The organism is Micromonospora sp. NPDC002411 (genome assembly GCF_053592955.1).
In genome coordinates this window covers 1-26,863 of record NZ_JBSFBM010000021.1, presented here as the reverse complement: position 1 = coordinate 26,863, position 26,863 = coordinate 1, and the positions used below count along the sequence as shown (strand labels likewise).

The following is a 26,863-nucleotide window of genomic DNA, read 5'->3' as shown; positions in this document are numbered from 1 at the left end:
AGCCTGGTTCCCGGAAGGGAGGGGAACCATGGCGTACACGGTGGGTCAGGTGGCGAAGCTGGCCGGCGTGACGGTCCGGACGTTGCACCACTACGACGAGGTGGGGCTGCTCTCGCCGAGCGGGCGGACCTCGGCCGGTTACCGCCGCTACGACGACGCGGACCTGCAACGGCTGCAACTCGTCCTGTACTACCGGGAGCTGGGTTTCCCGCTTGAGGAGATCACCGCGATCATCGACGACCCGGCGGCCGACCCGGCCGCGCACCTGCGCCGGCAGCACGAGCTGCTGACGGTACGGATCAAGCGGTTGCAGGAGATGGTCACGGCGATCGAGTTCGCGATGGAGGCGAGCAAGTTGAACATCCAACTCACTCCCGAGGAGCGGTTCGAGGTCTTCGGTGACTTCACGCCGGAGGAGCACGAGGCCGAGGCGGAGCAACGCTGGGGTGGCACCGACGCGTACCGGGAGTCGAACCGGCGGGCCTCGCGCCACACCAAGGAAGACTGGCTGCGGATCAAGGCGGAGAACGAGGACTGGGGTCGGCGGATCGTCGCGCTGATGGCCTCGGGCGCGCCAGCCGACAGCGCCGAGGCGATGGAGTTGGCCGAGGAGCACCGGCAGCTCATCAGCCGCTGGTTCTACGAGTGCTCGTACGAGATCCACACCGGCCTGGCCGACATGTACCTGGCCGACGAGCGGTTCACCGCACACTACGAGAACATCGCCCCGGGGTTGGCCGCGTACCTGAACGAGGCGATCCACGCCAACGCGATCAGCCGCGCCTGATCGGCCGGGAGGCCGACCCGGAGCACAGTCGGCCGGGAGGCCGACCCGGCGCACAGCGGAGGGCGGTCCGGCTAGTCTGGCCGGACCGCACCGCCCCGGGGGAGATGACAGTGCAGAAGCCGAAGCTGATCGCCGCTGGTGTCATTCTCGCGGTGGCTGTCGCCGCCGGGGTGTGGGCACTCGTGGCCACCGGGAATGAGACCGACGCGGGTCGCCCGGTGGCGTCGGCGGCTCCGACCGACCCGGTCGGTGTGCTCAAGGCCGCCGCCGGGAAGGTCGACCAGCAGACCTACAAGCTGACGTTGAGCAGCGGCGGGACGACGGGCGGGGACGGCACTGTGGTGCTCTGGGACCCGAAGGCGCAGCGTGGTCTGGAGACCACCTCCCTGAAGGTGCCCACCGGCGAGGTGAAGATCGAACGGCTCACCACCGGGCCGGACGTCTACGTGCGGGTCAGCGCCCCGGACCGGCGTGTTCCGGTGTGGGACGGCAAGACCTGGTGGCATGTCGGTGCTCCGGGTTCACCCCCCGCCAAGCAGGGCCTGGACAACACCAAGCTGGCCGGCACGCTCAGCACGGCGACCGCCGTGCAGCAGACCGCCACGCGGGAGTACGCCGGGACTCTGGACCTGCGCGAGAGCAGCGCGGTGCTGGGCAGCGGGGTCGGCAACGTGCTCGGTGACCGGGCCGGGGCGGTGCCATTCACCGCTGCGGTCGACGAGCAGGGGCGCCTGGTCCGCTACCGCATCGAGCTGGCCAGCAAGGAGTCGCAGACCGCCCAGCTCGACCTGACGTACTCGGACTTCGGGCTGGCGGTGTCGGCGGACCCGCCGGCGGCCGACCTGGTCGGCGAGGATCCGCCGGCGAACATCCCCGGCGCCTGACGCCGGCTCACTCCTCGACCGCCCCGTCGACGGGGGTGACCAGGAAGTCGTAGACGGTTCGGGCCATCCGGCGGACGGTCTCGTCGCCGGTGGCCATCGGCCCGGCGGTGAGGAACGCGACGGCGGTCTCGGTGCCGGGGATCAGGTAGTAGCCGACGTCGTGGGAGGCGTCCGGCAGGTCACCGGTCTTGTGGGCCACCGGCACCCCGGGTGGCAACGCGGCCGGGATCTTGGTGTTCAGGGTCTGTTCCCGCATGAATCCGATCATCAGGTCGCGGGAGGCGGGGGTGAGGATCTCGCCGTCCCAGACCGCGCCGAGCAGGGACACCACGTCGTCCGGGCTGGTGTAGTTCTCCTCGCCGCGCTGGGCGGCCGCGCTGTCGAGCATCCGGCGGGCCAGGATGGTGGACCGCTGGTTCATCGAGTCGATCAGCGCGTTGACCGGGGCGAATCCGCCCAGGTAGGTGATCAGCACGTTCGCGGCGACGTTGTCGCTGTACTTGATCAGATACTGGGCGAGCCGGTGCAGGGTCACCACCTGCGGGAACGTCTCGAACTGCAACTGGCCGGTGCCGCCCACGACGTCCTCCGGGGTGACCAGCACCCCGTCGTCGAGGGAGACCTGTCCACAGTCGACCCGGCGGAGCAGCTCGACAAGAATCCACAGCTTGATCACGCTGGCGGCCTTGGGCCGGAGCGAGCCGTTGACGGCGATCTGCTGGTCGCCGTACCGACCGGACAGGTCCCGGACGGTGACTCCGGAAGGGTTGAGGCTCGCGTCCGCGACCACCCGGGCGAGCTGCCCGCTGAGCGGGAACAGCCGGGCTCCCGCGACCGGGTCGGTGGGCGGCTGCGGGCTGGTGACCACCACACCGGTCAACTCCACCGGCGGGCGGTGCCGGCCGATCACCTCAAGGGTGCCCTCGCTGCGCCCGACCAGCGGCACCCGGTACCGGTAGGCGACGCCTCCGACCACCACCGCACCGCTGGCCACCCCGGCGGCGACCCGCATGTTCGGGTCGGCGACCCGGCCGGTGTCGCTGTCGCAGGCGCGGTAGCGCACCGTGTGCCCGAGCGAGTCCACAGCGAACACCCCGCCGGGAAACGACAACCAGGACACCTCGCTGGTCGGTGCCCGCTCCGGAGTCGGGTCCAGGCCGGGCTCGTGGCCCTCGCTGTCCCCGTACCCCGGCTCGGTCTGCTGCGCCGGCTCCGCGACGGGCCCGTGGTCCGGGCCGTCCGCGGTGGCCGGCCCGGTCGTCGCGACCACGGCGAGCGCGACCGCCGCCGCCAGCCCTTTCAGGGGTACGCGGACAAAGCCCAGCAGCAGGGAAGATGAGCACCTCTTGTCGCTTATTCTCACGTTTGCACGATATGAAACGTTGGATGCGCTTGAGGTCCCCGGGACTGGTGTCACCCGACCGGGCGGCGATGCGCCCAGGAGCGACACACCTCAGAGGTATAGATATAACCCTGCGGAATCAGCCGCATCAGGAGACCCAACCTCAAGGGGGGCGGCCATGTTGATCATCGCAGGCAGTCTGCGCGTCGAACCTGACGCGCGCGACGCCTATCTCGCCGACTGCGCCCAGGTCATCGCGCAGGCGCGCGCCACCGCCGGCTGCCTCGACTTCCTGCTCGCCGCCGACCCGCTCGACCCGGGCCGGATCCACGTCTACGAACGCTGGGAGTCCGCGGAGCAGCTGGCCGCGTTCCGTGGCTCCGGGCCGAGTGACCAGCAGGAAGCGGAGATCCTCGACGCCGACGTGCAGCGCTACCTGATCTCCGGCGTCGAGGCACCCTGACCGGGTCGCCACCGCCGAACTGTCACCTCGGCTTTCCGTCCGACGGCTCGGTCTCGGCGGGCAGGCCGGGCGCCATCCGGCGGAGCGAGGTGAAGGCGGGCACCAGGGCGTCGTACAGCTCGGCGAAGAGCGGCAGCAGCCCCGCGTAGGTGGCGGAGGCGGCCGGGTCGGGGCGGATGGTCTCCTCGATCTGCACCAGGTCGGCGGCGACGTCGATGCTGGGGATCAGCCCGAGCGCCTCCATGCCGAGCAGCGCCGCCCCGAAGCTCGACCCCTCGTGCGCCGCCGGGAAGCTCACCGGCATGCCGAGCACGTCGGCGAGCATCTGCCGCCACAGGCCGCTGCGGGCGAACCCACCACCGGCCCGGATCTCCCGGACCTCGTTGCCGGCGGCCCGTACCGAGCTGAGCACCAACGCCAGCTGCTGGCAGACCCCCTCCAGGGCAGCTCGGATCAGATGCTCACGGCGGTGCCCGTGGGTCAGCCCCACGTACGCCCCGCGCGGCAGGGCGCTCCAGTGTGGTGCCCGTTCGCTGTGCAGGTACGGCAGCATGAGGAGCCCGCCCGAACCGGCCGGCGCGCGGGCGGCGAGGGCCACCAGGTCCTCCTCGGAGTGCTCGCCCAGATCCGGGGCGAGCGCCGCACCGGCCCACTTGAGCACGATGCCGCCGTTGTTGATGGCACCCCCGACCGCCCAGCGTTGCTCGGTCAGCGCGTAGCAGAACACCCCACCGAGCGGGTCCACGCCGGGCCGCTCGACCATCACCCGCATCGCGCCGCTGGTGCCGATCGAACAGGCCACCATGCCGGGGTGCACCGCGCCCAGACCCAGGTTCGCCAGCGGCCCGTCACCGGCACCGACCACCACCGGGGTGCGCTGCGGCAGGCCGGTGGTGGAAGCGGCCTGCGGCGTGAGGTTGGGCAGCACGGCGGTGGTGGCGACCAGTCGGGGGAGTTTGTCAGCGGTGATGCCGGCGATGCTCAGCGCCTCGCTGTCCCACTCCAACCTGTGGATGTCCAGAAGGCCGGTGGCCGACGCGATCGAGTGGTCGGTGACCAGCGTGCCGCAGAGTTGCAGCAGCACCCAGTCCTTGATGCCCACCCAGTGCGTGACCTTCTCGAACAGCTTCGGCTCCTGCTCGGCGAACCAGAGCAGCTTGGGCAGCGGTGACATTGGGTGCATGGGCGTACCGGTGCGCCGGTGCAGGGCCAGCCCGGACGGCACCGCCCGCAACCGCTCGGCCTGCCGCGTCGACCGTGAGTCGGCCCAGGTCACCGACGGGGTGAGCGGGTTGCCGTCCGAATCCAGCCCGATCAGGCTGTGCATGGCCGAGCTGAACGACAGCCCGGCCACCGGCTGGACCAGCTCCGCCACGACGATGCTGATCGACCTGAGCACCGCGTCGAGGATGAGTCGCGGGTCCTGCTCGGCGTAGCCGGGTTGCGGGTTGTCCAGCGGGTAGCCGAGCGAGTGGCTGCCCAACTGCTTCCCGTCGGTGTCGTACGCGACGGCCTTGGTGCTGGTGGTGCCGATGTCGACCCCGATCACGACCCCGGGCACGGTGACTGGCGGCACGACCGTCACCCCCTCGGAAAACGTGAACGCCGGCACCAGTATCGCCCTATCGTGCGGGATGCTCCGCCGATCGGGTATTTTGCCCGTTTCGGCGTGTCCGAGCGCCACGCCGCTCCGGTTAGACCTCGTGACAACCCAGATTGGTGGTCTGCGCGGCGAAGGAGTCGGCGTGGCAAAAACTGATTCGACGGGTTCCACATGGCGGTACCGGTGGGCGCACCGGCAGAACGTGCGGCGGGTCAGCACGTACCGCGGTGCCGAGGCGGCGTGGCGGCGACGTGCCGACGAGCTACGGCGACTACGCGCCCTGGCCGCCGACTTCCAGGGCTCGGCAGCGGCCGGTGCCGGCCTGCCCCTGGAGTTGGCCGCCGACGAGGTGGTGCTCTGGGTGCTGCCGGCCGCGCAACTGATCGAGGTACGCCACACCACGGTCCTTCCCGCGCCGGACCTCACGATCGCCCGACCGGCCGGGCCGTTGCGCCCGCGCCGCCCCGACGGCGTACGCGTCACCGACGCCGGCATGGCCGTGATCACCAGCCGTCGACTGGTGCTGCTCGGCGGACGCGGCCGGCGCGACTGGGCGTACGGCCGAATGACCGGCCTGGCCCACGACCCGGCGGCCCCGGTCACAGTGATCCAGGTACTCGACCGGCGGCACACCTCCGGGTTGCTGTTGCCCGTCGACGCCGCGGCGGACTTCCGGTTCAAGCTGACCCTGGCCTTCGCCGACGCGATCGAACAACGCGCGGCGGTGCTCGCCCAGCTCGACGAGCTGATCGCCGAGCACGCCCAGCTCAAGCCGTTCCGCCCGGCGGCGGCCACGCCCGGGCAGGCCCGGCTGTCGTCGTTCGTACCCGGCGGCCGGCGGACCCTCGCGGTGGCGGCGGCCATCGCGTTGCTGGTGCCGGCGGCGCTGATCGAGTCGGACCCGTCCGACCCGGCGGAGGTGGCCGTCGCGGCCACCCCGGCGCCCACCGCCAGCGTGACGCCCGCAGCGGGCCGCCCGGCCACTCCGGAGCTTGCGCTCAAGCCCCCGTCGCCGAAGCCGACGAAGTCACCCCGCCCGTCGCCCAGCACGACCCCCCGGGGGCCGCGCTGCGGGGCACCGGAAAACCCGCTGGGGTACGACTTCTGCGGCGGTACGCGGATCCGCAAACCGGCAGCCGAGGTGTGCGACTGGTTCGACTGCGTACCGGAGTTCTGGGCCGGTCGGGGTTACCTGGTGCAGTGCCGCGACGGCTCGGTCAGCCTGGCCGGCGGTCGGCCCAAGGCCTGCGCGGACCACCAGGGCGTGCGGCGGACCGTCACTAAATGACCTATTTGTCATCCGGAATCCTCTTCGGTCGGCCAGAATGATCGAGTGGAGATCCGGTCTGACGATGGTGCCCGGGTGCGGATACGCCCCGTCGGCTACCAGCCCGGCATCGACCCACCCGACGACCCCGACGGGGTCGCACCCGGCTGGCACGACTGGCTGCTCATCGAGGTGGACGCCCGCACCGCCGACGGTCAGACCTGGTCGCACCACTACCCGAGCCTGATGGTCGAGGAGGCCCGCGCGCTCGGCGGTTGGCTACACGGCCAGGCCACCGCCGCCCTCGGGCTGAGCGCGCCACCGGCGCTGGTCCGCTTCACCGAACCCAACCTGGCCCTCCGCACCCGCGTGCTCCGTCGCCGCCGGCTGGAACTGATAGTGGAGTTCTCCGCCGAGTCACTGCCCCCGTGGATGCGCCGCCCCTCCAGCGCCATCTACCCGCTGGTCCTCACCGTCTCCGCGGACGCCCTCGCCACCGCCGCCGAGCACTGGGCCGAGCACTGCGAGGCGTACCCACCGCGTATCCAGTCGCGGTTTCCGACCCACGGGCCGCAGCCGTACCGGCGGCGCGCCGGCTGACCCGGTCCGGCCGGTGCGGTCCTTGTGGAGCCCGCGCCGGGCCTGCTCTGATGTGCGGTCATGGGGGTCGAGCAGGTACACCGCACGGTGGAGGCGGTGTGGCGCATCGAGTCCGGGCGGGTCGTCGCCGCCCTGGCCGGGCTGGTACGCGATGTCGGCTGGGCCGAGGAGTTGGCCCAGGACGCTCTGGTCGCCGCGCTGGAGCAATGGCCGCGCGACGGCGTACCGGCCAATCCCGGCGCGTGGTTGACCACGGTCGGCAAGCGGCGGGCGATCGACGCGCTGCGCCGGCGCAAGCTGCTGGAGCGTACGGTCGAGACGCTCGGGCAGGACCTTGACGACGGTTTCACCCCGGACTTCGACGCGGTCGTCGAGGAGAGGATCGACGACGACCTGCTGCGGTTGGTCTTCACCGCCTGCCACCCGGTGCTCTCACCGCAGGCGCGCGCGGCGCTGACCCTTCGCCTGCTCGGCGGGCTGAAGACCGAAGAGATCGCCCGGGCGTTCCTGGTGCCGGAGACCACCGTCGCGCAGCGGATCACCCGGGCCAAGAAGGCCCTCGCCGAGGCGAAGGTGCCGTTCGAGGTGCCCGGCGTGGCCGAGCGCGGCGAACGGCTCGGCTCCGTGCTGGAGGTCATCTACCTGATCTTCAACGAGGGTTACTCCGCGACCGCCGGCGACGACTGGATGCGCCCGGCGCTCTGCGCGGACGCGCTTCGGCTGGCCCGCCTCACGCAGGAGTTGATGCCCGAGGAGCCTGAGGTGCACGGGCTGGCCGCGCTGCTGGAGATCCAGGCGTCGCGTACCGCCGCCCGCGTCGACGCCGATGGCGAGCCGATCCTGCTGCTGGAACAGGACCGGGGGCGCTGGGACCGGCTGCTGATCCGCCGTGGCCTCGCCGCCCTGGACCGGGCCCGGGCGGCGAACGGCCCACCCGGCCCGTACACCCTCCAAGCGGAGATCGCTGCCTGCCACGCTCGCGCGAGTACCCCGGAGGAGACCGACTGGGCGCGCATCGCCGCCGGCTACGCGGAGTTGGCCCGGGTCGTACCGTCGCCGGTCGTGGAGTTGAACCGGGCCGTCGCGGTCGCCTTCGCCGACGGCCCGGCCGCCGGTCTGGAACTGGCCCAGGCGCTGGCCGAGGAACCCGCGCTGGCCCGCTACCACCTGCTGCCCAGCGTCCTCGGTGACCTGCTGGCCAAGCTGGGACGCCACGACGAGGCGCGCGCCGAGTTCGAACGGGCCGCCGACCTGACCGGCAACGAACGCGAACGCACGCTGCTCCGCGCTCGCGCCTCGGACTGCGCCCGAGGCGTCGCGCCGACCCGCTGAAAAAATCTCCGGCCGCCATGTCGTATCCCGCCCCAGCCGCTCGACGCGTCAGTGACAAGCCGGCTCGCGCCGGCGCGCGGGGATCGGTGAACGGCCGGCGGAGGCAAGGAGATCGACATGACGACTAACGCGGTGAGCGCAGGGTCCCCAGTGGCGGGCGTCGACTCCCGGCGTACGACGACCAGGGCGTTGCTGGCCGGCGGAGTCCTCGCCGGGCCGCTGTTCGTGGTGGTGGCGGCGGCCCAGGTGCTCACCCGGGACGGGTTCGACCTGACCCGGCAGCCGCTCAGTCTGCTGGCCCTGGGTGATCTGGGCTGGATCCAGATCGCCAACTTCGTGCTCACCGGGCTGCTCGCCCTGGCCGGCGCGGTCGGGTTGCGCCGGGCGTTGCGCGACGCGCCGGGCGGGACGTGGGGGCCGGCGCTGATCGCCGTGCACGGCCTCGGCCTGATCATCGGCGGCGTGCTGGTCTCCGACCCCAGCATGGGCTGGCCGGCCGGTGCGCCGGAGGGCACTCCCGACACGTTGAGCTGGCACGCCATCGGTCACGGCGTTGGCGCGGGGCTGGCGTTCGGCTCGCTGCCCATCGTCTGCCTGGTCTTCGCCCGCGCCGGGTGGCGGGCCGGGCAGCGCGTTTGGGCGGCGTTCTCCGTCGGCAGCGCGCTGGCCGTCGTGACGATCCTGGCCTGGCCCGACCAGGACACCCTCAGCGTGCGGATGGCGCTCGCCTGCGTCGTCGTCTTCGGCTGGCTGACCGCGCTTTGCGGCCGGCAGCTCGCCAATTGACCACTGTCAGTCGACAACGGAAGGACCGACCGATGCGCTACATGATGATGCACAAGCTCGACGAGACCCTGCCGGAGGCGTTCAACCCGAGCCCGGAGTTCGTCGCCCGGATGGAGGCCTTCATGAAAGAGGTCGCGCAGTCCGGGATCCTGATCACCGCCGAAGGGCTCTGCCCGACCGCTACCGACGCCACCCGGATCACCGTGAGCGGCGGTAAGACCACCGTCACCGACGGGCCGTTCACGGAGACCAAGGAGCTGATCGCCGGGTTCGCCCTGGTGGACGTGCGCTCCCACGAGGAGGCCCTGGAGTGGGGGCGACGGTTCGTCGACGTCTTCGCCGGGACGATCGGTGAGGTGGAGGTGGACATCCGCCGGGTCTACGAGGCGCCCGAGCAGGGCTGACTCTTGCTGCGCCGCCACCTCTGCACCGGGGTGGCGGCGCGGATCCTGCAATTGTCTCCTTTCGGGCGCAACGGGATGCATCGATCCGGCTCGCGTTGCCTGTCACGTACGTGAGCGGTTGTACCGCGTGTGACCGTGACCTCTGTGGCCTGCGCCCCCTGGCGGATCGCCTGGGCCGAGCGCGAGAACGAGCGCCGGCAGCGCGCATACCGCGACGCCACCGACGCCTGGCGACGCCGCGACGACCACCTGGCCCGGCTCCGCGTCGAAGCCGCCAGCTTCCTCGGGTGTACGCAGCCCCGCACCGGCCTTCCGGTGGACCTCGCCGACGACGAACTCGTCTTCCGCGTCCTCCCCGTCGCCACGCTCGTCGAGGCCGAGGCGCGGCACGTCCCCGGCCTCCCCACCCCGGGCCGCTCTTGTTCCTTCGCCGAGGCCTCTTCCGAGGCGCTGCCGGCGGGCCTGCGGGCCGTCGACACCGGTATGGCCGTCGTGACCAGCCACCGGGTCGCCTTCGGCGGGCGTGAGCACCAGCGCGAGTGGCGGTACGGGGACCTGGTCGGCCCCGCCCACCACCCCGACACCCCGTTCACCCTGCTGCCCGACCACAGTCGACTCTCCGGGCTGCTCGTCCCCGCCAACGCCGTGGTGAACTTCCGCTTCTACCTCACGCTCGCTGTCGCTACGGATCGCGCTGCCGTCCTGGCGCAGGTCGACGCGCTGCTGGCCGCACACCGGAAGGCCCGGCCCGCGCCTTTCGTGCCGGCGGAACCCGACGACGCGCCCCTGACGGCGGTGCGGCCCGACCGGCGGGCGCTCGGTGCTGCCGCCATCGCCGCTGTGGTGTTCGCGACGGTCGGCCCCGGCGCTCTGGCACCTGGCGCGGCCTGGGGTCCTCGCGGGCCGGTGCCCTCGGCGGGGACCATCGCCCTGGACGTGCCGAGGGCTGGAGCGACCCTCGTGCCCATCGGTGCCGTCGGGCCGGTGGCACCCCGGTCGCGGGTCGGCTCGGCCGACAGTGCCGTCTGGAGCCCGCCGCGCGCCCCGGCTGTCCGGCCGTCGACTGCGGCAGCGGCCTCCAGAGTGGTGTCACCTGCCGTTGTGGTGGCTGTAGCGCCGGCCGTCCCGCCGTCGGCCGTCCCTGCTCCGTCGCCCACCTCGGTGCCGACCCCTGGGCCGGTCCCCACCACGGAACCGGCCACCCCAGCCGTCCCAACGCCGCCCGTCGCGTCGGCCTCCCCGACTCCGATGCCCACTGCTACGCCGTCGCCGAATTCGCTGCTGGCGGTCTGCCTGGATCCTCTGCAACTGCCGTTGCTGGACCCGCTGCTCTGCCCGCCTCCGACGCCCTGATCCGTGTTCGTGGGTGCGCGGCTCAGCCCATGGCGCTGAAGTCGGGGACGGTGAGGGTGCCGTCGTCCGCGAGGGCGAAGCCGGGATTCCACGCGATCTCCCAGACGTGCCCGTCCGGATCGGTGAAGTAGCCCGCGTAGCCGCCGTAGAAAGTCTCCCGGGCCGGCTTGGTCACCGTGGCACCAGCCTTGGTCGCCGTTCCGATCACCTCGTCCACCTCTTCACGGGATCGGACGTTCTGGGCGAGGGTCATCCCGCCGAAGCCGTCAGTGCCCGGGTCAGCGATGCCGGCGTCGTCGGCGAGTTTGTCGCGGCCCCAGAGGACGACTGCCAGGCCGCCGGCCTGGATGAAGACCGTCTCCTCGACCTCCTGGCCCCGCCAGCCGAGCTGCTCGTAGAACGCCTTCGCGCGGGCTACGTCCGCGACTCCCAGGGTGACGAGACTGATCCGCTGCTCCATGGTCCTCAACCTACGCGCGATCACGTCGGAGGGCTGGCAGGCGGCCTCGACGTGGTTGCCGGCCGGGTCGCGGCATCGGCAGGGCCAGCGTCATGTGCAACACGCGTCGGATGAAGTTCGCCGGGAACAACCCAACCCATAGCATCGATGCTATGGCTTGGGGTAGCGTGGAGCTGGAACCAGAGGTCCGAGATTGGCTGGAGGAACTACCAACTGGCGACTTCGCCCGAGCGGCGTTCTACATCGACCTTCTGGCTAGCCGAGGTGTGTTGCTCGGAGAGCCGCACAGCAGACAGCTCGACGGCAAATTGCGTGAGCTGCGGTTTTATCTGGAGCGCGACGCGGTCCGTGTGACCTACTGGATAGCCTCCGACCGGAGAATCATCCTGCTCACGGTGTTCCGCAAGACGCGGATGCGGGAGGACCGGGAGGTCGAGCGGGCTCGCCGCGCATTCGAGCGGTGCGTGGTGGAGCGGCACATCGTGAACGAGGGGGCAAAGCGATGAGTGATCGCCTGGACTGGAACGACCTACGTGAGCGCCGGATGGCGGAGCCGGGAGCATCCGAGACCTACGAAGCCACCCGGATCGCCTTCGAGCTCGGGCAGGAGGTGCGCCACCTGCGCGAAGGGCATGGCTGGAGTCAGAGCCAGCTGGCCCAAGCGGCCGGCATGACTCAATCAGCGGTGGCTCGTTTTGAGGCTGGCGGCACAGTGCCGACCCTGCCGGTGCTGGAGCGCCTGGCCCGTGCCTTGGACCGAAGGCTGGACGTCAGGTTCAGTTCCAACGCGGACGCCCCCTGACTGACCGCCTACGAAACGGTCGTTGATCTAGCATTCCAGTTCATGCGTGGGTTCTTCACGGTCGGCGGTCTGAAGCTCTCGTACCTGGACTTCGGCGGTCCGGGCACTCCGCTCCTGGCTCTGCACGGGCACTACAACGAAGCGTCGGCCTTCGCGCCGCTGGCGGAGGCGTTGGCGCCGCGGTGGCGGGTGATCGCGCTCGATCAGCGTGGGCATGGTGAATCCGACCGAGCCGAGAGCTATGAGCGGGACGATTACGTCGCCGACGTCGACGCCTTCCACAGGCATCTGGGAGTCGGCCCGGTGGCGGTGCTGGGCCACTCGCTCGGCGGAGTGAACGCCTACCAGTACGCCGGCCGGCACCCGGATCGGGTCACTGCACTGATCGTCGAGGACATCGGCGCGGTCGTGGACTGCGACTGGTCGTTCACCACCCGACTCCCTCGCGATGCGCCATCACGCGAAGCGTTGGCCTCGGCAGTGGGTGCGGCGGCTCCCTATCTGGAGTGCTCTTTTCGTCAGTCGAAGGGCGGCTGGGGCTTCTCGTTCGACATCGATGACACGGTGGCGTCCCAGAAAGCGCTCAACGGCGACCACTGGAACGACTGGGTGTCGGTGACCTGCCCGACCCTCCTGATCCACGGAACGCGCAGTGACGAGCTGACGGCCGCTCACGCGCGCGAGATGACCACCCGTCGCGACGATCGAGCGACGCTTGTCGAGCTGCCAGCAGGTCACGTCGTGCATCACGATGCCCAAGCGGAGTTCGCCGCTGTGGTCAGCGCCTTTCTGTTGGACACCGAGTGAATCCTTAGGCGGCGATCGTTCGGGCGGTGGCGTACGCGTCGGCGGGGAGGGCGTGGCGGGGCTGCCACAGGACGCGGGTCGCCGTGGCGATGACCTCGTCGACCTGTTCGCGGGATCGGACGTTCTGGGCGAGGGCCATCCCGCCGAAGCCGTCCGTGCCTGGATCAGCGATGCCGGCGGCGTCGGCGAGCTTGTCGCGGCCCCGAAGGACGACCGCCAGGCCGCCGGCCTGGATGAAGACCGTCTCCTCGACCTCCTGGCCACGCCAGCCGAGCTGCTCGTAGAACGCCTTCGCGCGGGCTACGTCCGCGACTCCCAGGGTGACGAGACTGATCCGCTGCTCCATGCCCCCAACCTAGTGCGTGATCAGTCACCGGGTGTGGTACCCGGACCGTCGCCCGGTCATCGGCGGCGAGGCTGAGAAGCACGCGCCTGACACTCCCGTGCGTCCGAAAAGGATGAGGCCGTGACGGTACGCTGCACATCGGTGGCACAGGGTGGTCATCGGGGCATCCGTGGCCGCCTCGGCCACCAGACGTCGGTTGTGCCGGACACACGGGGGGAAACCATGTTCGAGCGGCTGGGCAGATTCGTCGTGGGCAGAGCGTGGTGGGTGATCGCCGGGTGGGTGGTCGCGGCAGCCGCCATCATCCTCACCACACCGTCCTTGAGCGACATCACCTCCGCCGACCAGGAGAGCTTCCTGCCTCGCTCGTACGAGTCGGTGCAGGCCACCGAGCTGGGGCAGAAGGCGTTCCCGCAGCAGGCCACCGCGACGGCGACCATCGTGGTCAAGCGCGCCGACGGGCAGAAACTCACGTCGGCGGACGAGGCGAAGGTGGGTCAGCTCGCCCAGTCGCTCAAGGCCAAGAACATCCCGCGCACGTCCGGCTACCTGACCGGCCCGCCCGCGGTCGCGCCGGACAAGTCGGTGCAGATCATCAACGTCGGGCTCGACGCCCCCACCCCCGACGACCCGGCACTGCTCGACGCCGTGCGCGACCTGCGCGCGGACATCGGCCCGGAGCTGGCGAACAGTGGGCTGACCGCAGGCGTGGCCGGTGACGTGGCGAGCTTCGTCGACAACGAGGACACCTTCAACAACGCCTTCGCCGTGGTCGGCGTCGCGACGATCATCCTGATCATCGGACTGATCCTCGTCATCTTCCGCAGCCCCATCGCGGCGCTGCTGCCCGTGGTGGTCGTCGGCGTCGTCTTGAGCATCACGACGGGTCTCGTCGCCGCCGCGGGCAAGGCATTCGACCTCAGTGTCAGCCAGGATCTGCAGACGATCCTGTTGATCGTGCTGTTCGGCATCGGCACCGACTACATCCTGTTCCTGCTCTTCCGCTACCGGGAGCGGCTGCGCGCAGGCGACGACAAGCGCACCGCGATGATCATCACCGTCCAGCGGGTCGGCGAGGTCATCACCTCGGCCGCCGGAGCGGTCATCGTCGCGTTCCTCGTGCTGCTCCTCGCCTCGCTGGGCTTCTTCGGCTCCCTCGGTCCGGCGCTCGCGATCGCGGTCGGCGTCATGCTGGTCACCTCGCTCACCCTCATCCCGGCGGTCGTCTCCCTGCTCGGCCGGTACGTCTTCTGGCCCTCGAAGGCGTGGCAGCGTGCGCCCAAGGCCACCATCTGGCACCGGCTCGGCAACACCGTCGGGCGCCGGCCGGCGCTTGTCGCGGCGGCCTCCGGCGTCCTCCTGGTCGCGCTCGCCGCAGGCGTGCTCGGCTACAAGGCCGACTACGACTTCAGCGCCGGCTTCCCGCAGGACACCGAGTCGGCGAAGGCCGCACAGGACCTACAGCGCGGGTTCGCCGCCGGTGCGCTCGCCCCTACCGAGGTCTACCTGACCACCAGCAACGGGTCGCCGCTGAACGAGCAGCAGGTCAACGACTTCGCGGCGGCCGTGGCGAAAGCCCCGGGTGTGGGCCAGGCGCAGCCCCCGGAGCGCAGCACCGACCCGAGTGTGGCCCGGGTCAACCTGCTGCTCAACGAGAACCCGGTCTCCAACGAGGCGATCACCCTCGTTCGCGAAGACTTGCGCGCTGCCGTGCACGCGGCGGCCCCGCCGGGCACCCGGGCGCTGGTCGGCGGGACCACCGCGATCTTCGCGGACATCAACTCGGCCAACAACCGCGACCTGTCGGTGATCCTGCCGGTCGCGGCCGGCCTGATCGCGCTCATCCTCGCGCTGCTGCTGCGCAGTCTGGTCGCGCCGATCTACCTCGTGATAGCGGTGCTGCTCAACTTCGCCGCCACGCTGGGCGCCACTGTCTACCTCTTCCAAGGGTTGCAGGGCGAGCCCGGTGTCACCTTCCAACTGCCGATCATCCTCTACCTCTTCGTGGTGGCAATCGGGACTGACTACAACATCCTGATGATCGCCCGACTGCGCGAGGAGGCGCGGGAGGGCAACGAGCCGCGCCAGGCCGCCGCCATCGGGGTCGAACACGCCGGCCCGACGGTCGCGGCAGCAGGCTTGATCCTGGCCGGGACGTTCGCGGTGCTGCTGCTTGCTCCGATCTCGTTCCTGCAGCAGATGGGCTTCGCGGTGGCGATCGGCATCGTGCTGTCGGCGTTCGTCATGTCGATGTTCTTCGTGCCAGCGCTGACCGCGCTGATCGGGCACAAGGCGTGGTGGCCGGGCCACGGCGACGAGCGACCGGCCGGCGGGCCGCACGTCCCGCCGGAGCCGGAGGCCGTGGCGAAGGGGTAGCCGGGCGAGCGGACGGACGGCCGATATCAGGCGGCGATGGCCCGAGCCGCGGAGTACATGTCGGCGGGCAGCGCGTGGTGCAGCTGCCAGAGGATGCGCATGGGCCGGTCGCCGGTGTGCGAGTCGTACGTCATGGTGCCGGCGTAGAGGTAGGGCGGCGCGCCTAGATCACGGTCGGCGATGCGGGTCTCCCGGACGCAGAGGTACACGGTGAAGCCGGCGGAGGTCGCGAGTGAAGTGTTCGCCAGAAATGGCCGCCGGTCTGCAGGTCGTTGGGGGTGGCTCAGCCACGAGCGAGGCCAGCCATGTCCAGCTCGATGCTTCGCAGCGGGTACCCCGTGTAGAAGCTGACCTCTGCGGCGGTGACATCCTCGGCTCGCATCCGCCTAACCACAGCCCTGCGGTGAAGCGTACGTTCTGAGCGTCGGCGAATAGCTTCGCGTTCTGTCGCAGAGAGTCCGGCTAGGAAGGTGGTGTTGTCCATGCTCTCAGTGGCATAGACCGTACAGTCCTCCAGGCTCGGGCACGAGGCGCAGACGGCTCTCGCGGCGGCGAGCAGAGGCAAGTCCTCAGAGTCACCGTCGAATACCGCCTGCTGGGTGCGCATGTCCGGAAAGCCCGGTGCGAGCAGGCCGCAGAAGCCAGTGTGTGGAGGCTCGCCGACAGCGGTGAGAAGCGGGTAGAGAAGATCTTCAGCAGTGTGCTTCGATGAAGGCATGTCTCCCTCTTGATCTTCAGGACGTGGTGGCCACCGCTCACGTCCATAAGTTCCAGAGAGGACTGCCTGGTCTCAGGTCGGCGGATCAGTCGGCTTAGGCATCGCCTCCACCGCTGTGTGGCTGTGCCTTGTGGCACCCGCTACACCATCAGAGTGGCCCCGGCAGGCTCCACGCGGATGTTCTGTTGCCCGGGGACGCGAACCGCGCCAATCGGGGAAGCCGTATATCTGAGCTTGTGGGCGGGCAGCCGGCCGGGCGGCCCGCCAACCACGACTCTTACTGACCGCGGCTGGCGGGGCGATCGCGCCTCGCCAGCCGGCTGGCGAGTCCGTTCCAGAAGGACATCCTGCTGCGGATGTCGTCGAGGCGTTGGAGTAGATCCTCGGTGGGCCAGCCCTGGAGTTCGATGAACGGCGTGTCGTCTTCGTCAGTGTGCTGCTCGAGGCTCTCGACCTGGTACTCGAGCGCCTCGAGAGCACGAAGAACGGAGGTCTTGAGTCGGGCGAGCTTCATTTCGGGGCTCTCCGACACCGGGGGCGCCGGCATGGGTCGGCTCAAGCCGGGACGTGGGAACGCCTCGTCCCGGAGCCACCGGTCGGTAATCTCGGCCTCCGCCCCGTTCTGATCGGGGAGGAGAACGCCATGGTCGTCCACGCGCCCGTGGACTGGTCGCCCCTTACCGTCCACCACCCCAGGTGCGCGACCGGCTCGGCCGTCGACGATCGCTTGATGGAGTAGGTGAAGACCCTGCTGGTCTTCGAGCATCGCCCGAAGAATGTCTTGCGGTCCTCGCTTGTCCTGGGTGGTGCCGCCGCTTCCGAACGCCTCGCGGCGGAGGGCCCCTGACCGGGTGAGATGGAACTGAGCCAGCGCCGCCAGTTCGGTGCGGGTGGAGTAGTTCCCCGTGCCGGTCGGAATGCCAGCCGAGACGGTGAGTTCCGCCAGGGCGTCGTCGAGCAGTTCTTGAGGCGACCGGCCGGTCACCCGCCACGTCCCCGTGGCGTAGAGCTTCATCCGGCAGGCACGGCGGTAGGCCGGCTGCATCTCCTCGATGCGACGTCGGGCCGGGTCCTGGGCCGGCAAGCTGCTAGCCAGGCTACGGATCGGACGCAGCGCGAGTTCCGCGGCCGCTTCCGCTTTCGCGGCGGCCGAAGCCTGCGCGGCGGCCGTGACGTCCCGGATCGCTCGGGAGACGATCGGCCGGAACGTCGGGTTTAGCATGGTGGCGATGACGTAGGCGGCCTGGGCGTCGGGGTCGCCGGGGAAACCATGCCGAATGGCGCTCTCGGGATCCATCAGGCCGGCGATGTAGTCGTGCTCTGTTTGGCTGATGGCGGTCTGGTGGCGCAGCGCCCGGACTACTGACTCGGCCATGGCTTCGTTCTTTCCGGTGGTGGGCCATGGGCGGGGTCCATTGACGTGCAACATGCCCAGGTAGCCGCCGACGGCTTGCGCGTAGTCGTAGTCGGATGCCTCGGTCGGCACGAAGCGCAAGATCACACGGGCTCGGACGATCAGGGCGTTGCGACGACCACGCCGCTTTTCCGCCGCCCGCACGGTAAGGCCCAGCTCATTCGGATTCTCGGCTAGGACAGCGTTGACCATGCGCCGGAAGTTGGCTTGGTCAGCCGGCAGGTCATACATCACCGTACGGGCGTCCGTGATACCGAGCACCTTATGAGCATTGGTGACGCGGCTGGAGCCCTCGGCGGTCGCGAGGAGGCAGGCCGGGGGTGCGCCGTCCTCGTGGTGGATCTCGTTGTAGACAACGTCGACCGGCATCATGATGCCGCGCTCGGCGATCGACTCGGCCAGCGGATTGTCACCCAGGATGAAGGTTCTGGCCCGCTCGGCCTCGTCCACCGCGTGCGACACATTGCGAGCCCGAGTGCGTAGCGTCGAGGTCACCCCTTTGTCCGACGAGGGACCACGCAGCGGCCCGATCGCTCCGATGGAACCGGAGGCCGGATAAACCCGCTCGGCGAAGGCTCGGTGGTTAGTGACCATCGGCGTCACCGCAGGCGTCCACAGGTCCACCTCGATGAACTCGAACCGCCCCCCGACTACGGGCATAGTTCGCTTCGAATGAAGGGCGGCGCGAAGGCTGGCGGGATCCGTCACGGCGTCAGCCAGCACCCAGGCGAACTTCTCGGGAAGACCGTTGTCATTCACTGCCGCGTCGTAGGCTCGCCGCACGGCGGCCATCTTGGGCAGTGCGGGCATCGGCTCGGCGTTCCATCGGCTCCAGGCCACACCGGCCGGCTCGGTGTCGTCCAAGCCCGCGTCCTCAATGGCCTGCGCGGTCTGGTCCGTCACCGGCGCCCCGACTTCGAGGACGGGCGCGGACAGCTCCTCGTCGATCATGCTTCTCACCAAGTGGTCGTGGCGGTCGCCCGCCGGCGGTCTCGGAGCGAGTGCTCTGAGATCGGGCGGCGGACCCACGTGCCACGCCACCGACGTAACGGATCCCACGTGAGCGGGTGTGCGCCACGACGCGCCGGCATGAGAAGACGACCACATGGGTGAATCGGTCACGGAGACGATCGCTCCATGCCGCGTGCCCCGCCGCCCATGGTCCGGGCGTTGATCGACCGTGGTACCGGCCTCGCGCGACCATTGGAGCACACCGATCTCATAAAACCCGCAAGTCTGACTCGTGCCGGGAAGTCAGGTGCCATCGCGCTTCTCTCCGCAGTCCAGCCCAGTCTCAACTCCGGTCTCGCTCACGCGGCTCCAGCGCTGATTTCCATTGTCCGGTTGGTACCAACACTGCTGGTCGAGGACATCTGCGGCGGAGGGGCAGCCCTCTCTCGCTGGCTGAGAGACTGGTCGGCCCTGCGGTAGCCCGGCGTGGGGACACCGCCATGAGAAGGGATTCTGCCGGCGGTGCGAACTGTGCAGGACGATCATGAGGCGCTAGCCTCACATCTATGTTGGAGCGGTTGCAGCCCTACAACCCACTCGATCGTGTAGAGCTTGGCAAGAGCGTGGAGCGAGCTCTGCTCGCGAGACCGTTGGTGCCGCTGCCGCCGGAAACCTCCTTTGCTGGCGCTGGCCTCTACGCCATCTACTACGTCGGTGCCCTGGATTTGTATCAACCAATCGCTCCGCCGATGCGTGCAGCGGGAGAAATTCCGATCTACGTCGGCCGTGCCAGCGCGCCGGGTGCGCGGCAGGGAGCGCTGGGTCTTCAGGGAACTACTACCCAACCGGCTCTGTTTAACCGGCTCAGGCAGCACGGCAAATCGGTGCAACTTGCCGAAGCGTACTGTGCTGAGCGCCACCAACTGGGCTTGCGGCTTGAAGACTTCCGATGTCGTTATCTTGTCGCCGACGATATCTGGGTTCCGCTCGCGGAGGCGTTGCTAATAGGCCACTACCGGCCTGTCTGGAACGTCCTGATTGATGGCTTCGGAAACCACGACCCTGGTAAGGGTCGGAGTAGTCAGGCCCGTTCCTCGTGGGACATGCTGCACCCCGGCCGAGTGTGGGCAGCGAAGCGGCCGGCCACCAAGAAAGACACCCACCACCTTCGTCGCGAAGTCGTTGATCACCTCGCTACGGTGAAGGCTCCTGATCTTGACTCGGTGCCGGTGGTCGACCATGAGGTCAAGGAGGCGATGATCGAGGAAGAGAATCTTACGCCCCTCGAAACGCTGATCAGAGATCTCTGATGGGGCCTGTACCGGCCCTCTCGGGGTCGCGGCAGGCCGTCATCAGCGACAAAGAACGGCGCCCTGGGACGTGGTATCGACCCTAAGAGACGTCTCGTAAATCCGAGCGGGGTTCGCAGTCGGATGCGATCCTCGGGGCATGACGGGCCCAGTGCAGGATGACGCCGAGGTGGCATACATGCGGGAGGTCACCGCGCTGGCCGAGAGTCTCATCGCCGCGCAGGATCCTTACGGGGTAGCGCTGGACATCCACGGGGTGTCTGCGCATGCAATGATCGAGGTGGATCCGGCCGGTTCCGTGTACCTCATCTGGGGCGAACTTACCGACTGGGTGGAGCTCAAGCCTGACGAGCATGAGCAGGCTGCAGCTGAGATGGTCCGGGCTGCGCGGGAGTGGCTATCGCTGGACCTTGCCGATCGCGAGGCCGTGGCCAGGTATCTGGACTACTGGGTGCATGACGTATGCGGCTATGCAAGGCGGGCCGGCGCAGGCGCTGACTGACTGACTGACGAAAGCTCTGCAAAGCGACACCTCGAAGCCCCGGGAATCTGGCTTTTGAGGATGGTGGGGCAGGATGCCGGGGTGCAGGTGATCTCGGCAGCTCGCTCGGAGTGGATCTTTCCGTTCACCGGGCTGCAGCCCGCCCAGTTCCGCACGCTGGCCCGGCTGGTCGCCGAGCGTGGCGGTGACGGCATCGCTGATGGCCGACCGGGCCGGCAATGGGCTCTCGACTTGCCGGATCGGGTGTTGCTGGTCGCGGCGTACTGGCGCACGAACCTGACGATGCGCCAGATCGGCCCGCTGTTCGGGGTGTCGCACTCCGCAGCGCACCGGGTGATCGATACCCTCGCGCCGCTGCTGGCACTGGCGCCGGTGCGTAAACGGCCGGTTGCGCAGATCGCGATCGTTGACGGGACGCTGGTCCCGACCCGCGACCACCGACTGGCGGCCCGGAGCAAGAACTACCGGTACTCGACGAACCTGCAGGTCGCCATCAACGCCTCCACCCGTCTGGTCATCGCCGTCGGCGACCCGCAGCCGGGCAACCGCAACGACACGATCGTCTACCGGACCTCTGGCATTGCCGAGAAGCTGGACGGGCGGCCGCCCGTGATGGCCGACGGCGGCTACCGCGGGATCCCCGAGGTGATCATGCCGTACCGCAAACCCGCCGACGGCAGCTCGCTACCCGCCTGGAAGGAAGCCCTCAACGTCGAGCACCGGACCGTCCGAGCGGGGGTCGAACATGCCCTGGCCAGGATGAAGTGCTTCAAGATCCTGCGTGACTACCGCCGTGCCGCCCACACATTGGCCGACGCCGCATCCGGCATCGCCAACCTCCACAACATCATCCTCACCGAATTGATCATCCTGCACTCCGGGAGCCTCCGTAGAGACGGCTGAGGTGGCACTGGCGGTGTCGGCGGTGCCGCGAGCGCTCGAATCATAGGGTTCCGGAGGCAAGGGTGATGCGAAGCTCCTCGATGACCTCGAACGCTTCTACCTCTTCCACATCCTCAGCCCACCGCAGTCGCCACGCGGAGTCATGGGCGAGTACCGTGTCCAACGCCCGCGTAGCCAGGCTCCGTAGCTGCGAGGTGGCCTGGACGTCGTCACGACCGAGAAGGAATCGCGGTGCGTAGGCCGAGCCCGACGGCGGCGTACCGGCGATTGATTGAACCACGGTGGCCGCTGCCGCGATGGCTTGAGCGGCGGCCTCGGGTGTGAGAGTACGGCCCGGCAGGGCGGCTGCCTCGAGAGTGTGACGCACGAAGGCCGCTCGTTGATCGGGCGCTGTGTTTTCCAGCGCGCCACACCATTCGACCGCGTCGTCGTTATCGAAGGGACCGAGCTGCCACGTCGCCATCGCTCCTCCTCGGGATCGCGTAACGAAACCACACCGGCTTCCACTGCCGCCCGGAGGGTCCGTGGTCAGCGCTCGTTCGATCTGACGTATGAGCCGTCCGGTCCTCGTGGCCGTCTAGCTCGCCACATCGCACCAAGCGTGTCACCTTCGAAGATCCACAACTCCGCGGTATGCTCCTGCGATGCTTGAACCGCCAGCACAGCCAGCGAGTGATCGGACCTCGGTCGAGTTGTTCGCCGGCGGCGGTGGTTTGGCCATGGCGGTGCACCGTGCGGGTTTCCGGCCCCTGCTGGTCAATGAGCTCATGAAGTACGCCTGCGAGACGCTCAAGGCCAACGTGGCTGACTCGCGGGGTGAGGACGAACGGATTCCCTCAGCCGGCGAGCGGTGGCCTCTGGTCGAAGGCGATGTGGCTCGAGTTGAGTTCGGCTATCTCTGGGATCGCGTGGACCTGCTTGCGGGAGGGCCGCCCTGTCAGCCGTTTAGTCTGGGCGGCGTAGCACGGGGCGACGAGGACAAGCGCAACATGTTCCCGGAGATGTTCCGCGCTATCCGTGAGATCCAGCCCAAGGCCGTCATCTGTGAGAACGTTCGCGGCTTGCTGCGCCCGTCATTCAGACCGTATTTTGAGTACATCGAGCGTGAGCTCGAACTCCCGTTCGAAGAGCGCGCCGATGACACGACATGGCGTGATCATGATGATGTGTTGAAGGCGCGTCTGGCCGAGGAGCCGTCGGACCCCAAGCGGCGGTATCAGGTCGTCACTATCCGAGTCAATGCGGCTGATTACGGCGTTCCGCAGATCCGTAACCGGATCATCATGGTGGCCTTCCGGTCGGATCTCGGCGTCGATATGGATCGGTTTGAGGAAGCCGTGCGGCCACGGTATTCGGAGGCGGCGCTGATTCGTTCGATGATCGATGGCACCTACTGGGCGAGGCATCGCGATGTGCCTGACCACGTACGTCGACGCGTGATGTCTCGGCTCCCAGCCATTTCTCCACCGGACGATGGCATGCTTCCGTGGCGCACGATGCGGGACGCCCTTAAGGGGATCGAGGGACAGCCCCCCCTCCCCGCCGTGCCTTGGGACCGACTCGATCGGCGTGAATATAACCTTGGCGGTTTCACGGACCACATCGGGTGGCCCGATGCGCGAATCTATGCCGGTCACACACCGAACGAACTTGACCGACCGGCGAAGACGGTCAAGGCCGGCGTGCATGGCGTACCGGGTGGGGAGTCCGTGCTCCTGACCGACGAACTTCTGCCTGAGCCTCTTGACGGCTCGCCCTATCCGTACCGGCACAGGTACATGACGGTTCGGGAGACGGCAAGAGTCATGACGTTTCCTGACCAATGGAGGCTGGCTGGCCCCCGAGGGGAGCAGATGCGTCAGCTCGGCAACGCTGTGCCCGTTGCGCTAGGTGAGTTCTTCGCCCGAGCCATCGCTGCCGCACTCGAAGAAGCTGAGAGCCAACGGTGACGTCGACCGCAGCCCGGGTCGATAACCGTTGGGCGGAGAAACCTCCGGATCAGAAAGCATGGAAGGGTAGGCAAGGGCGCAGTCGGAAGACAGCATCTCTCGAACAGGATCGTGCCGCCGGCGGACCTGATCGGCGTTGGATCGATCTTGGCGACGGGCGTCAGGCCCGCGCGTCCGTCGAATTGAAACTGCTACCTCGCACGCGCCGGATTCGTGCATACCTCCGCTGGTCTGACAAAGGGCGCTCGCCCACGCGCTATCTCGGGGAAGTCGAATACGCCACGCGGGTCGAGAACTTGGCGGAAGGCTGGCGTCTTGCGTGGGCCCGGGGTCTCGTTATTACCGCAGACACACCGACGGGGTCTTGGGCGAAAAATGTGGGTGTGCGAGCTGTCATGCGTGCCAACAAAGGCCGAGACACAAGCCCTGAACGGCGACTGCGCTCTCTTCTGTATAAGCGGGGCCTGCGTTACCGAGTTGGCACTAGGCCACTCCAAGGTCTGCGTCGCACCGCCGACATTCTCTTTCCTGCCGCCCGCGTTGCCGTCTTCGTTGATGGCTGCTACTGGCATGGATGCCCCGATCACTATCGTCCCGCCCGAGTGAACGGCCAATTTTGGCGCGAGAAGATCGACGGTAATCGCAAGCGGGACCAACAGACGAATCAGTTGCTCTCAGAGGCCGGTTGGTCCGTCATCAGGATCTGGGAGCATGAGGATCTTGCGGAGGCTGCGGACCGAGTTGAACTCGCCGTCCGAGCTAGGGTATCTCGGCCGGTTCATCGCACTTGACTAACGAGTCGGCTGAATCGTGAGTGTAGCCGCGTACTAAGACGTCGTAAGTGGGCGCACACTCCCATCTCGGCTGAAGCTTGGTGACTGTGCCCCAGCTCCAAGAATTGTACGCCCTTCGGGCGGCGGCGTTGTCGGGGTCAACCAACAGCGTGGCTCGTCTCTCGACCCGGCCAGGTATCAAGTCCTCATGCAACGCCCTGGCGATGCCTCGACGCCGCCAATCCGGGTGCACCAGCAGCTCGCTAAGCGCGAACGTGCGATGCCCGTCCTCCTCGGTAAAGCCGGCCGGCACGGGCTCGCGGATGCCTTCCCACCAACGGGTCTGCGGGGGTAGCGGGAAGCCATAGATGTAGCCAACTAGGGCCTCGTCAACCGACGCGGTGACCAACTCCCACCCAACTCGCTGCATGTGGAGGTCGAGCTGACGCCGGTAGCGGTCTTCGCTGTAGAACTCGCCGGCACCCGCGTAGACCTCCAAGTAGAGGTCCATGAGCTGATCGAGGATACCCCTAGCCTCGTCGGCACTGTAGTGCCGAAGCTGCAATCCCTCGATCACACGCGCACCGCCTGGTCGTAGGCGTCAACGAACTGACGGCTCGCCCTGGTCGCCCGCTGCGGCGCTGCCAGGCTCCCGCGCACCTGCGCGAGATGTTTGCTGACCCGTTTCGAGTTGACTTGGCGTACGGCCGGCAGGACGCCCAGGGCGATCCGCGCCGACTCGTTGACGTCGCCCTACTGGTACGCCGCCTCCGACAGGCGGACGGGGTAGTAGACCTGGTTCCGATGGTGACCAGGCGAGGGGTTGGCAGTGATCGCGCGCAACGACTGAACAGCGCGCTCGGGTCTGCCGAGGGCGAGGTAGCACAACCCTTCGATGCCCTCCAGCTCTTGAGCGTTCACGAAGTGGACGAAACCTTGGTCGTCCTCGTGCGTGCCGCGTTCAAACTGCCGGCGGGCCTTGGTCATCTCACGGCTGAAGCCGCTTGCATCTCTGAGGACGGCATATGCGTGTGCCCTGCGTAAATGCAGCAACGTGGTCAGTCAAGGCGTGGCCCACCCGGCGGAGACACGTAGAGCCGCCTCGGCGCAGTGCAGCGACTCACCCGGCTGGGTCTCACGGATCAGCAGGGCCAGGTGCGTGTGGGCACGGACTTCCACCTGTGGGTGTCCGCGATCCGAGCACGGGTGATTGTCTCGTGTAGGTAGGGCCTCGCCTCAGTCCGGCGATCCGCGTCAATCGCGAGTCAGGCGGACTCGATTGCTAGATCAGCCAACGTGCTCTGGAGCGCGTCGCCCACCTCTCTGCTGGAGCTCGACCGCGCGGCCCAGGCCGACAGTCTGGTGTGCGCGTGCATGGCGACGTCGCAGAGCAGGTCAGCGCCCGCTGCCGCGTCGGCCCGCCGGAGGTCATCAACCAGGGAACTGGCTAGTCGCACCTGTTCCATGCCGATATTCCCTGGCACTTGCCGCGAGTCCCGCGAGTGCGGCCAGTACGGTGAAGCGTCGGCGGCCCGTGGTGCCACCCCCTTGGCTCGATGCCTGCTCCACGTTAACGGCCACGACTGCCTGTTCGCCTCGCTCGACCACCTGATCGCCGCCATGTGCGCCATCCGCCCGTCCGTCTGCGTCGCTGGCGACCGACCAGCCCTGCTGATCGGGGAGTCGGAACCATAGGCAGGGAGCGGGAATCCGGAGCATCTTCGCCCAGTGCGTCAGCCGGTCCAGGTGCACCAGCGGTGGGCCGTTCTCTACCCGACTGAGCTGCGCCTGCGTGATACCCAGCCAGCCCGCCACAACGGTCTGCGGTAGCGCGACCCGCCCGTGGTACGGATGGCACCGGTACGCCCGCACCACCCGCCCCAGATGCCGTTGCGTCAGCGCCCGCCGAATCGGCGCGTGGTCCCAGAAGCCTGCCGGCACCGCCGGTGGCGCGCTCAGCCGGTCCCGTTCGGCGGCCTGGCACGGCGTACACCGTCCGGTGTCGTTGTCCCGGGCCAGTCGTCCGCCGCAGCGAGGGCAGTTCGAGTGGGTCACGGGCGGCTCCGCCCGTCTCGCTTTGTTGAGCCCATCCATTGAACACGTTGCGTAGGGCGCTGGTATACGCACGATGCATAACGTCAACGGACATGGCCGCTCAGGACGGGCGGACCCTCCGCAGCGCCTCGATGACCACGTGCCAACGCTCCGGCCCGTTAGTCGGGTTCAGCGGTTTCCCGTCCGCCACGACCACTCCGGCAGCGCGCAGAACCGCCAGGTGACCCGCGTACGCCGGGTGTGCCGCCAACTCCTCCTTGGTGTGCGGGAACGCGATGATCGGCAACCCCGCCCCTAGCGACTCGTTGAGGACGCCGAGCGCCAGCGTGTCGTTGATGCCCAGCGCCCATTTCGTCACCGTGTTGAACGTGACCGGCGCGGCCACCACCACATCAGCCGGCGGGTGCGGCTCCGGGTCGCCGGGCATGCGCCACTCGACGCGTGCCAAATAACCGGTCTTGTCTTGCAACGCCTCCCGGTCGAGCCACGGCGCGGCGGTCGGGCTGACGATCATGCACACCTGCCACCCGTCGGCGATCAGCAGGTCAACCAGCTCGTGGATGTGTTCCGCCGGACCAGCGGCGCAGACGACCAGATACAGCACCGGACGTTCCGTCATGCCCGCATCCTGCCCGACTCGGCGGAGGCGAAGTCGAGCGCATACCGATTGCGCATG

Annotated in this window: 28 protein-coding genes and 1 pseudogene; 18 read left to right on the top strand and 11 right to left on the bottom strand. The window is 68.6% G+C overall.

All coding sequences use genetic code 11. The annotated features are described in order from the left end of the window. The first annotated feature begins 28 nt into the window (after positions 1-28). Together ACWCO3_RS05005 and ACWCO3_RS05000 are read left to right on the top strand one after the other, a co-directional pair. Entirely contained in the window at positions 29-787 is a 759-nt protein-coding gene (locus ACWCO3_RS05005; RefSeq protein ID WP_450008571.1) for a MerR family transcriptional regulator, read from the top strand. 104 nt (positions 788-891) lie between these two features. Continuing rightward, positions 892-1,671: a hypothetical protein gene (locus ACWCO3_RS05000; RefSeq protein ID WP_450008570.1), complete on the top strand. Its 780-nt coding sequence runs from the start codon at positions 892-894 to the stop codon at positions 1,669-1,671. Positions 1,672-1,678: 7 nt separating this feature from the next. On the opposite strand, the gene ACWCO3_RS04995 is transcribed toward ACWCO3_RS05000, so the two are convergent. Further along, positions 1,679-3,034: a serine hydrolase gene (locus tag ACWCO3_RS04995; RefSeq protein WP_450008568.1), complete on the bottom strand. Its 1,356-nt coding sequence runs from the start codon at positions 3,032-3,034 to the stop codon at positions 1,679-1,681. A gap of 157 nt (positions 3,035-3,191) precedes the next feature. Between ACWCO3_RS04995 and ACWCO3_RS04990 the strand changes: the two genes are divergently transcribed. Next, on the top strand, positions 3,192-3,476 hold the full coding sequence (locus tag ACWCO3_RS04990; protein WP_358161741.1) for a putative quinol monooxygenase: 285 nt from the start codon (positions 3,192-3,194) through the stop codon (positions 3,474-3,476). Between the two features lie 22 nt (positions 3,477-3,498). Here ACWCO3_RS04990 and ACWCO3_RS04985 read toward each other — a convergent pair whose 3' ends face one another. After that, positions 3,499-5,052, bottom strand: coding sequence for a gluconokinase (locus ACWCO3_RS04985; protein WP_450008566.1), 1,554 nt, complete (start codon positions 5,050-5,052; stop codon positions 3,499-3,501). Between the two features lie 169 nt (positions 5,053-5,221). On the opposite strand from ACWCO3_RS04985, the gene ACWCO3_RS04980 reads away from it, so the two are divergent. The 6 genes from ACWCO3_RS04980 (at position 5,222) to ACWCO3_RS04955 (ending at position 10,821) form a co-directional block, all read left to right on the top strand. Then, positions 5,222-6,367 (top strand): hypothetical protein, encoded by a 1,146-nt coding sequence (locus tag ACWCO3_RS04980; RefSeq protein WP_450008564.1) that lies wholly within the window; start codon positions 5,222-5,224, stop codon positions 6,365-6,367. 45 nt (positions 6,368-6,412) lie between these two features. Further along, positions 6,413-6,946 (top strand): WapI family immunity protein, encoded by a 534-nt coding sequence (locus tag ACWCO3_RS04975; RefSeq protein ID WP_450008562.1) that lies wholly within the window; start codon positions 6,413-6,415, stop codon positions 6,944-6,946. Positions 6,947-7,006: 60 nt separating this feature from the next. Further along, entirely contained in the window at positions 7,007-8,278 is a 1,272-nt protein-coding gene (locus tag ACWCO3_RS04970; RefSeq protein ID WP_450008560.1) for an RNA polymerase sigma factor, read from the top strand. A 117-nt stretch (positions 8,279-8,395) separates the two neighbouring features. Further along, positions 8,396-9,064 carry a DUF998 domain-containing protein gene (locus tag ACWCO3_RS04965; protein ID WP_450008558.1) on the top strand — a complete coding sequence of 223 codons (669 nt, stop codon included), beginning with the start codon at positions 8,396-8,398 and terminating at the stop codon, positions 9,062-9,064. Positions 9,065-9,096: 32 nt separating this feature from the next. Further along, the gene (locus tag ACWCO3_RS04960) at positions 9,097-9,468 is read left to right on the top strand and encodes a YciI family protein (protein ID WP_450008556.1); all 372 of its coding nucleotides are present in this window, start codon (positions 9,097-9,099) and stop codon (positions 9,466-9,468) included. A 135-nt stretch (positions 9,469-9,603) separates the two neighbouring features. Then, on the top strand, positions 9,604-10,821 hold the full coding sequence (locus ACWCO3_RS04955; protein ID WP_450008554.1) for a hypothetical protein: 1,218 nt from the start codon (positions 9,604-9,606) through the stop codon (positions 10,819-10,821). A 22-nt stretch (positions 10,822-10,843) separates the two neighbouring features. On the opposite strand, the gene ACWCO3_RS04950 is transcribed toward ACWCO3_RS04955, so the two are convergent. Continuing rightward, entirely contained in the window at positions 10,844-11,281 is a 438-nt protein-coding gene (locus ACWCO3_RS04950) for a VOC family protein (RefSeq protein ID WP_450008552.1), read from the bottom strand. Positions 11,282-11,433: 152 nt separating this feature from the next. On the opposite strand from ACWCO3_RS04950, the gene ACWCO3_RS04945 reads away from it, so the two are divergent. From ACWCO3_RS04945 to ACWCO3_RS04935, 3 genes are read left to right on the top strand one after another with little or no spacing between them, the layout of a single operon-like run. Continuing rightward, the gene (locus ACWCO3_RS04945; RefSeq protein ID WP_450008550.1) at positions 11,434-11,787 is read left to right on the top strand and encodes a type II toxin-antitoxin system RelE/ParE family toxin; all 354 of its coding nucleotides are present in this window, start codon (positions 11,434-11,436) and stop codon (positions 11,785-11,787) included. Continuing rightward, the gene (locus ACWCO3_RS04940) at positions 11,784-12,083 is read left to right on the top strand and encodes a helix-turn-helix domain-containing protein (RefSeq protein ID WP_450008548.1); all 300 of its coding nucleotides are present in this window, start codon (positions 11,784-11,786) and stop codon (positions 12,081-12,083) included. Before ACWCO3_RS04945 ends, ACWCO3_RS04940 begins: the two co-directional genes overlap by 4 nt. Positions 12,084-12,125: 42 nt before the next feature. Continuing rightward, entirely contained in the window at positions 12,126-12,890 is a 765-nt protein-coding gene (locus tag ACWCO3_RS04935; protein ID WP_450008546.1) for an alpha/beta fold hydrolase, read from the top strand. 4 nt (positions 12,891-12,894) lie between these two features. Here ACWCO3_RS04935 and ACWCO3_RS04930 read toward each other — a convergent pair whose 3' ends face one another. Continuing rightward, positions 12,895-13,236: a VOC family protein gene (locus ACWCO3_RS04930; protein ID WP_450008544.1), complete on the bottom strand. Its 342-nt coding sequence runs from the start codon at positions 13,234-13,236 to the stop codon at positions 12,895-12,897. Between the two features lie 222 nt (positions 13,237-13,458). On the opposite strand from ACWCO3_RS04930, the gene ACWCO3_RS04925 reads away from it, so the two are divergent. After that, positions 13,459-15,612 (top strand): MMPL family transporter, encoded by a 2,154-nt coding sequence (locus ACWCO3_RS04925; protein ID WP_450008542.1) that lies wholly within the window; start codon positions 13,459-13,461, stop codon positions 15,610-15,612. 26 nt (positions 15,613-15,638) lie between these two features. Here ACWCO3_RS04925 and ACWCO3_RS04920 read toward each other — a convergent pair. The 3 genes and pseudogenes from ACWCO3_RS04920 to ACWCO3_RS04910 form a co-directional block, all read right to left on the bottom strand. Then, positions 15,639-15,830: pseudogene (locus ACWCO3_RS04920) on the bottom strand (hypothetical protein); the annotation flags it as partial. Between the two features lie 65 nt (positions 15,831-15,895). Further along, positions 15,896-16,330 (bottom strand): WhiB family transcriptional regulator, encoded by a 435-nt coding sequence (locus ACWCO3_RS04915; protein ID WP_450008540.1) that lies wholly within the window; start codon positions 16,328-16,330, stop codon positions 15,896-15,898. A 277-nt stretch (positions 16,331-16,607) separates the two neighbouring features. Next, positions 16,608-18,695 carry a hypothetical protein gene (locus ACWCO3_RS04910; protein ID WP_450008538.1) on the bottom strand — a complete coding sequence of 696 codons (2,088 nt, stop codon included), beginning with the start codon at positions 18,693-18,695 and terminating at the stop codon, positions 16,608-16,610. Positions 18,696-19,261: 566 nt separating this feature from the next. Here ACWCO3_RS04910 and ACWCO3_RS04905 point away from each other — a divergent pair. From ACWCO3_RS04905 to ACWCO3_RS04895, 3 genes are all read left to right on the top strand, one after another. Continuing rightward, positions 19,262-20,005 (top strand): Eco29kI family restriction endonuclease, encoded by a 744-nt coding sequence (locus ACWCO3_RS04905; protein WP_450008536.1) that lies wholly within the window; start codon positions 19,262-19,264, stop codon positions 20,003-20,005. A gap of 139 nt (positions 20,006-20,144) precedes the next feature. Next, entirely contained in the window at positions 20,145-20,507 is a 363-nt protein-coding gene (locus ACWCO3_RS04900) for a hypothetical protein (protein WP_450008534.1), read from the top strand. 81 nt (positions 20,508-20,588) lie between these two features. After that, entirely contained in the window at positions 20,589-21,410 is an 822-nt protein-coding gene (locus ACWCO3_RS04895; protein WP_450008582.1) for a transposase family protein, read from the top strand. A 40-nt stretch (positions 21,411-21,450) separates the two neighbouring features. On the opposite strand, the gene ACWCO3_RS04890 is transcribed toward ACWCO3_RS04895, so the two are convergent. Continuing rightward, positions 21,451-21,873, bottom strand: a complete 423-nt coding sequence (locus ACWCO3_RS04890; protein WP_450008532.1) for a DUF4259 domain-containing protein — start codon at positions 21,871-21,873, stop codon at positions 21,451-21,453. 181 nt (positions 21,874-22,054) lie between these two features. Here ACWCO3_RS04890 and ACWCO3_RS04885 point away from each other — a divergent pair, with 181 nt between their 5' ends. Both ACWCO3_RS04885 and ACWCO3_RS04880 read left to right on the top strand, forming a co-directional pair. Further along, positions 22,055-23,359, top strand: coding sequence for a DNA cytosine methyltransferase (locus ACWCO3_RS04885; protein ID WP_450008530.1), 1,305 nt, complete (start codon positions 22,055-22,057; stop codon positions 23,357-23,359). Positions 23,360-23,754: 395 nt separating this feature from the next. Continuing rightward, positions 23,755-24,150, top strand: a complete 396-nt coding sequence (locus ACWCO3_RS04880; protein WP_450008528.1) for a very short patch repair endonuclease — start codon at positions 23,755-23,757, stop codon at positions 24,148-24,150. Here the strand turns inward: ACWCO3_RS04880 and ACWCO3_RS04875 are convergent. From ACWCO3_RS04875 to ACWCO3_RS04865, 3 genes are all read right to left on the bottom strand, one after another. Further along, positions 24,119-24,709 carry a GNAT family N-acetyltransferase gene (locus ACWCO3_RS04875; protein WP_450008526.1) on the bottom strand — a complete coding sequence of 197 codons (591 nt, stop codon included), beginning with the start codon at positions 24,707-24,709 and terminating at the stop codon, positions 24,119-24,121. The two genes, ACWCO3_RS04880 and ACWCO3_RS04875, sit on opposite strands and share 32 nt — an antisense overlap. A 176-nt stretch (positions 24,710-24,885) precedes the next feature. Continuing rightward, positions 24,886-25,119 (bottom strand): hypothetical protein, encoded by a 234-nt coding sequence (locus ACWCO3_RS04870; protein WP_450008524.1) that lies wholly within the window; start codon positions 25,117-25,119, stop codon positions 24,886-24,888. A 1,168-nt stretch (positions 25,120-26,287) separates the two neighbouring features. Continuing rightward, entirely contained in the window at positions 26,288-26,806 is a 519-nt protein-coding gene (locus ACWCO3_RS04865) for a flavoprotein (protein ID WP_450008522.1), read from the bottom strand. Positions 26,807-26,863 lie beyond the last annotated feature (57 nt).

What these genes read in the sequence shown, in the direction of transcription:
- ACWCO3_RS04915 (WP_450008540.1), bottom strand. Translation starts at nt 16,330, where the DNA reads ATGCCTTCATCGAAGCACACTGCTGAAGATCTTCTCTACCCGCTTCTC.
- ACWCO3_RS04910 (WP_450008538.1), bottom strand. Translation starts at nt 18,695, where the DNA reads ATGATCGACGAGGAGCTGTCCGCGCCCGTCCTCGAAGTCGGGGCGCCG.
- ACWCO3_RS04880 (WP_450008528.1), top strand. Translation starts at nt 23,755, where the DNA reads ATGCGTGCCAACAAAGGCCGAGACACAAGCCCTGAACGGCGACTGCGC.
- ACWCO3_RS04945 (WP_450008550.1), top strand. Translation starts at nt 11,434, where the DNA reads ATGGCTTGGGGTAGCGTGGAGCTGGAACCAGAGGTCCGAGATTGGCTG.
- ACWCO3_RS04940 (WP_450008548.1), top strand. Translation starts at nt 11,784, where the DNA reads ATGAGTGATCGCCTGGACTGGAACGACCTACGTGAGCGCCGGATGGCG.
- ACWCO3_RS05000 (WP_450008570.1), top strand. Translation starts at nt 892, where the DNA reads ATGACAGTGCAGAAGCCGAAGCTGATCGCCGCTGGTGTCATTCTCGCG.
- ACWCO3_RS04960 (WP_450008556.1), top strand. Translation starts at nt 9,097, where the DNA reads ATGCGCTACATGATGATGCACAAGCTCGACGAGACCCTGCCGGAGGCG.
- ACWCO3_RS04905 (WP_450008536.1), top strand. Translation starts at nt 19,262, where the DNA reads ATGTTGGAGCGGTTGCAGCCCTACAACCCACTCGATCGTGTAGAGCTT.
- ACWCO3_RS04870 (WP_450008524.1), bottom strand. Translation starts at nt 25,119, where the DNA reads ATGACCAAGGCCCGCCGGCAGTTTGAACGCGGCACGCACGAGGACGAC.
- ACWCO3_RS04890 (WP_450008532.1), bottom strand. Translation starts at nt 21,873, where the DNA reads ATGGCGACGTGGCAGCTCGGTCCCTTCGATAACGACGACGCGGTCGAA.
- ACWCO3_RS04965 (WP_450008558.1), top strand. Translation starts at nt 8,396, where the DNA reads ATGACGACTAACGCGGTGAGCGCAGGGTCCCCAGTGGCGGGCGTCGAC.
- ACWCO3_RS05005 (WP_450008571.1), top strand. Translation starts at nt 29, where the DNA reads ATGGCGTACACGGTGGGTCAGGTGGCGAAGCTGGCCGGCGTGACGGTC.
- ACWCO3_RS04950 (WP_450008552.1), bottom strand. Translation starts at nt 11,281, where the DNA reads ATGGAGCAGCGGATCAGTCTCGTCACCCTGGGAGTCGCGGACGTAGCC.
- ACWCO3_RS04900 (WP_450008534.1), top strand. Translation starts at nt 20,145, where the DNA reads ATGACGGGCCCAGTGCAGGATGACGCCGAGGTGGCATACATGCGGGAG.
- ACWCO3_RS04865 (WP_450008522.1), bottom strand. Translation starts at nt 26,806, where the DNA reads ATGACGGAACGTCCGGTGCTGTATCTGGTCGTCTGCGCCGCTGGTCCG.
- ACWCO3_RS04935 (WP_450008546.1), top strand. Translation starts at nt 12,126, where the DNA reads ATGCGTGGGTTCTTCACGGTCGGCGGTCTGAAGCTCTCGTACCTGGAC.
- ACWCO3_RS04970 (WP_450008560.1), top strand. Translation starts at nt 7,007, where the DNA reads ATGGGGGTCGAGCAGGTACACCGCACGGTGGAGGCGGTGTGGCGCATC.
- ACWCO3_RS04930 (WP_450008544.1), bottom strand. Translation starts at nt 13,236, where the DNA reads ATGGAGCAGCGGATCAGTCTCGTCACCCTGGGAGTCGCGGACGTAGCC.
- ACWCO3_RS04925 (WP_450008542.1), top strand. Translation starts at nt 13,459, where the DNA reads ATGTTCGAGCGGCTGGGCAGATTCGTCGTGGGCAGAGCGTGGTGGGTG.
- ACWCO3_RS04990 (WP_358161741.1), top strand. Translation starts at nt 3,192, where the DNA reads ATGTTGATCATCGCAGGCAGTCTGCGCGTCGAACCTGACGCGCGCGAC.
- ACWCO3_RS04885 (WP_450008530.1), top strand. Translation starts at nt 22,055, where the DNA reads ATGCTTGAACCGCCAGCACAGCCAGCGAGTGATCGGACCTCGGTCGAG.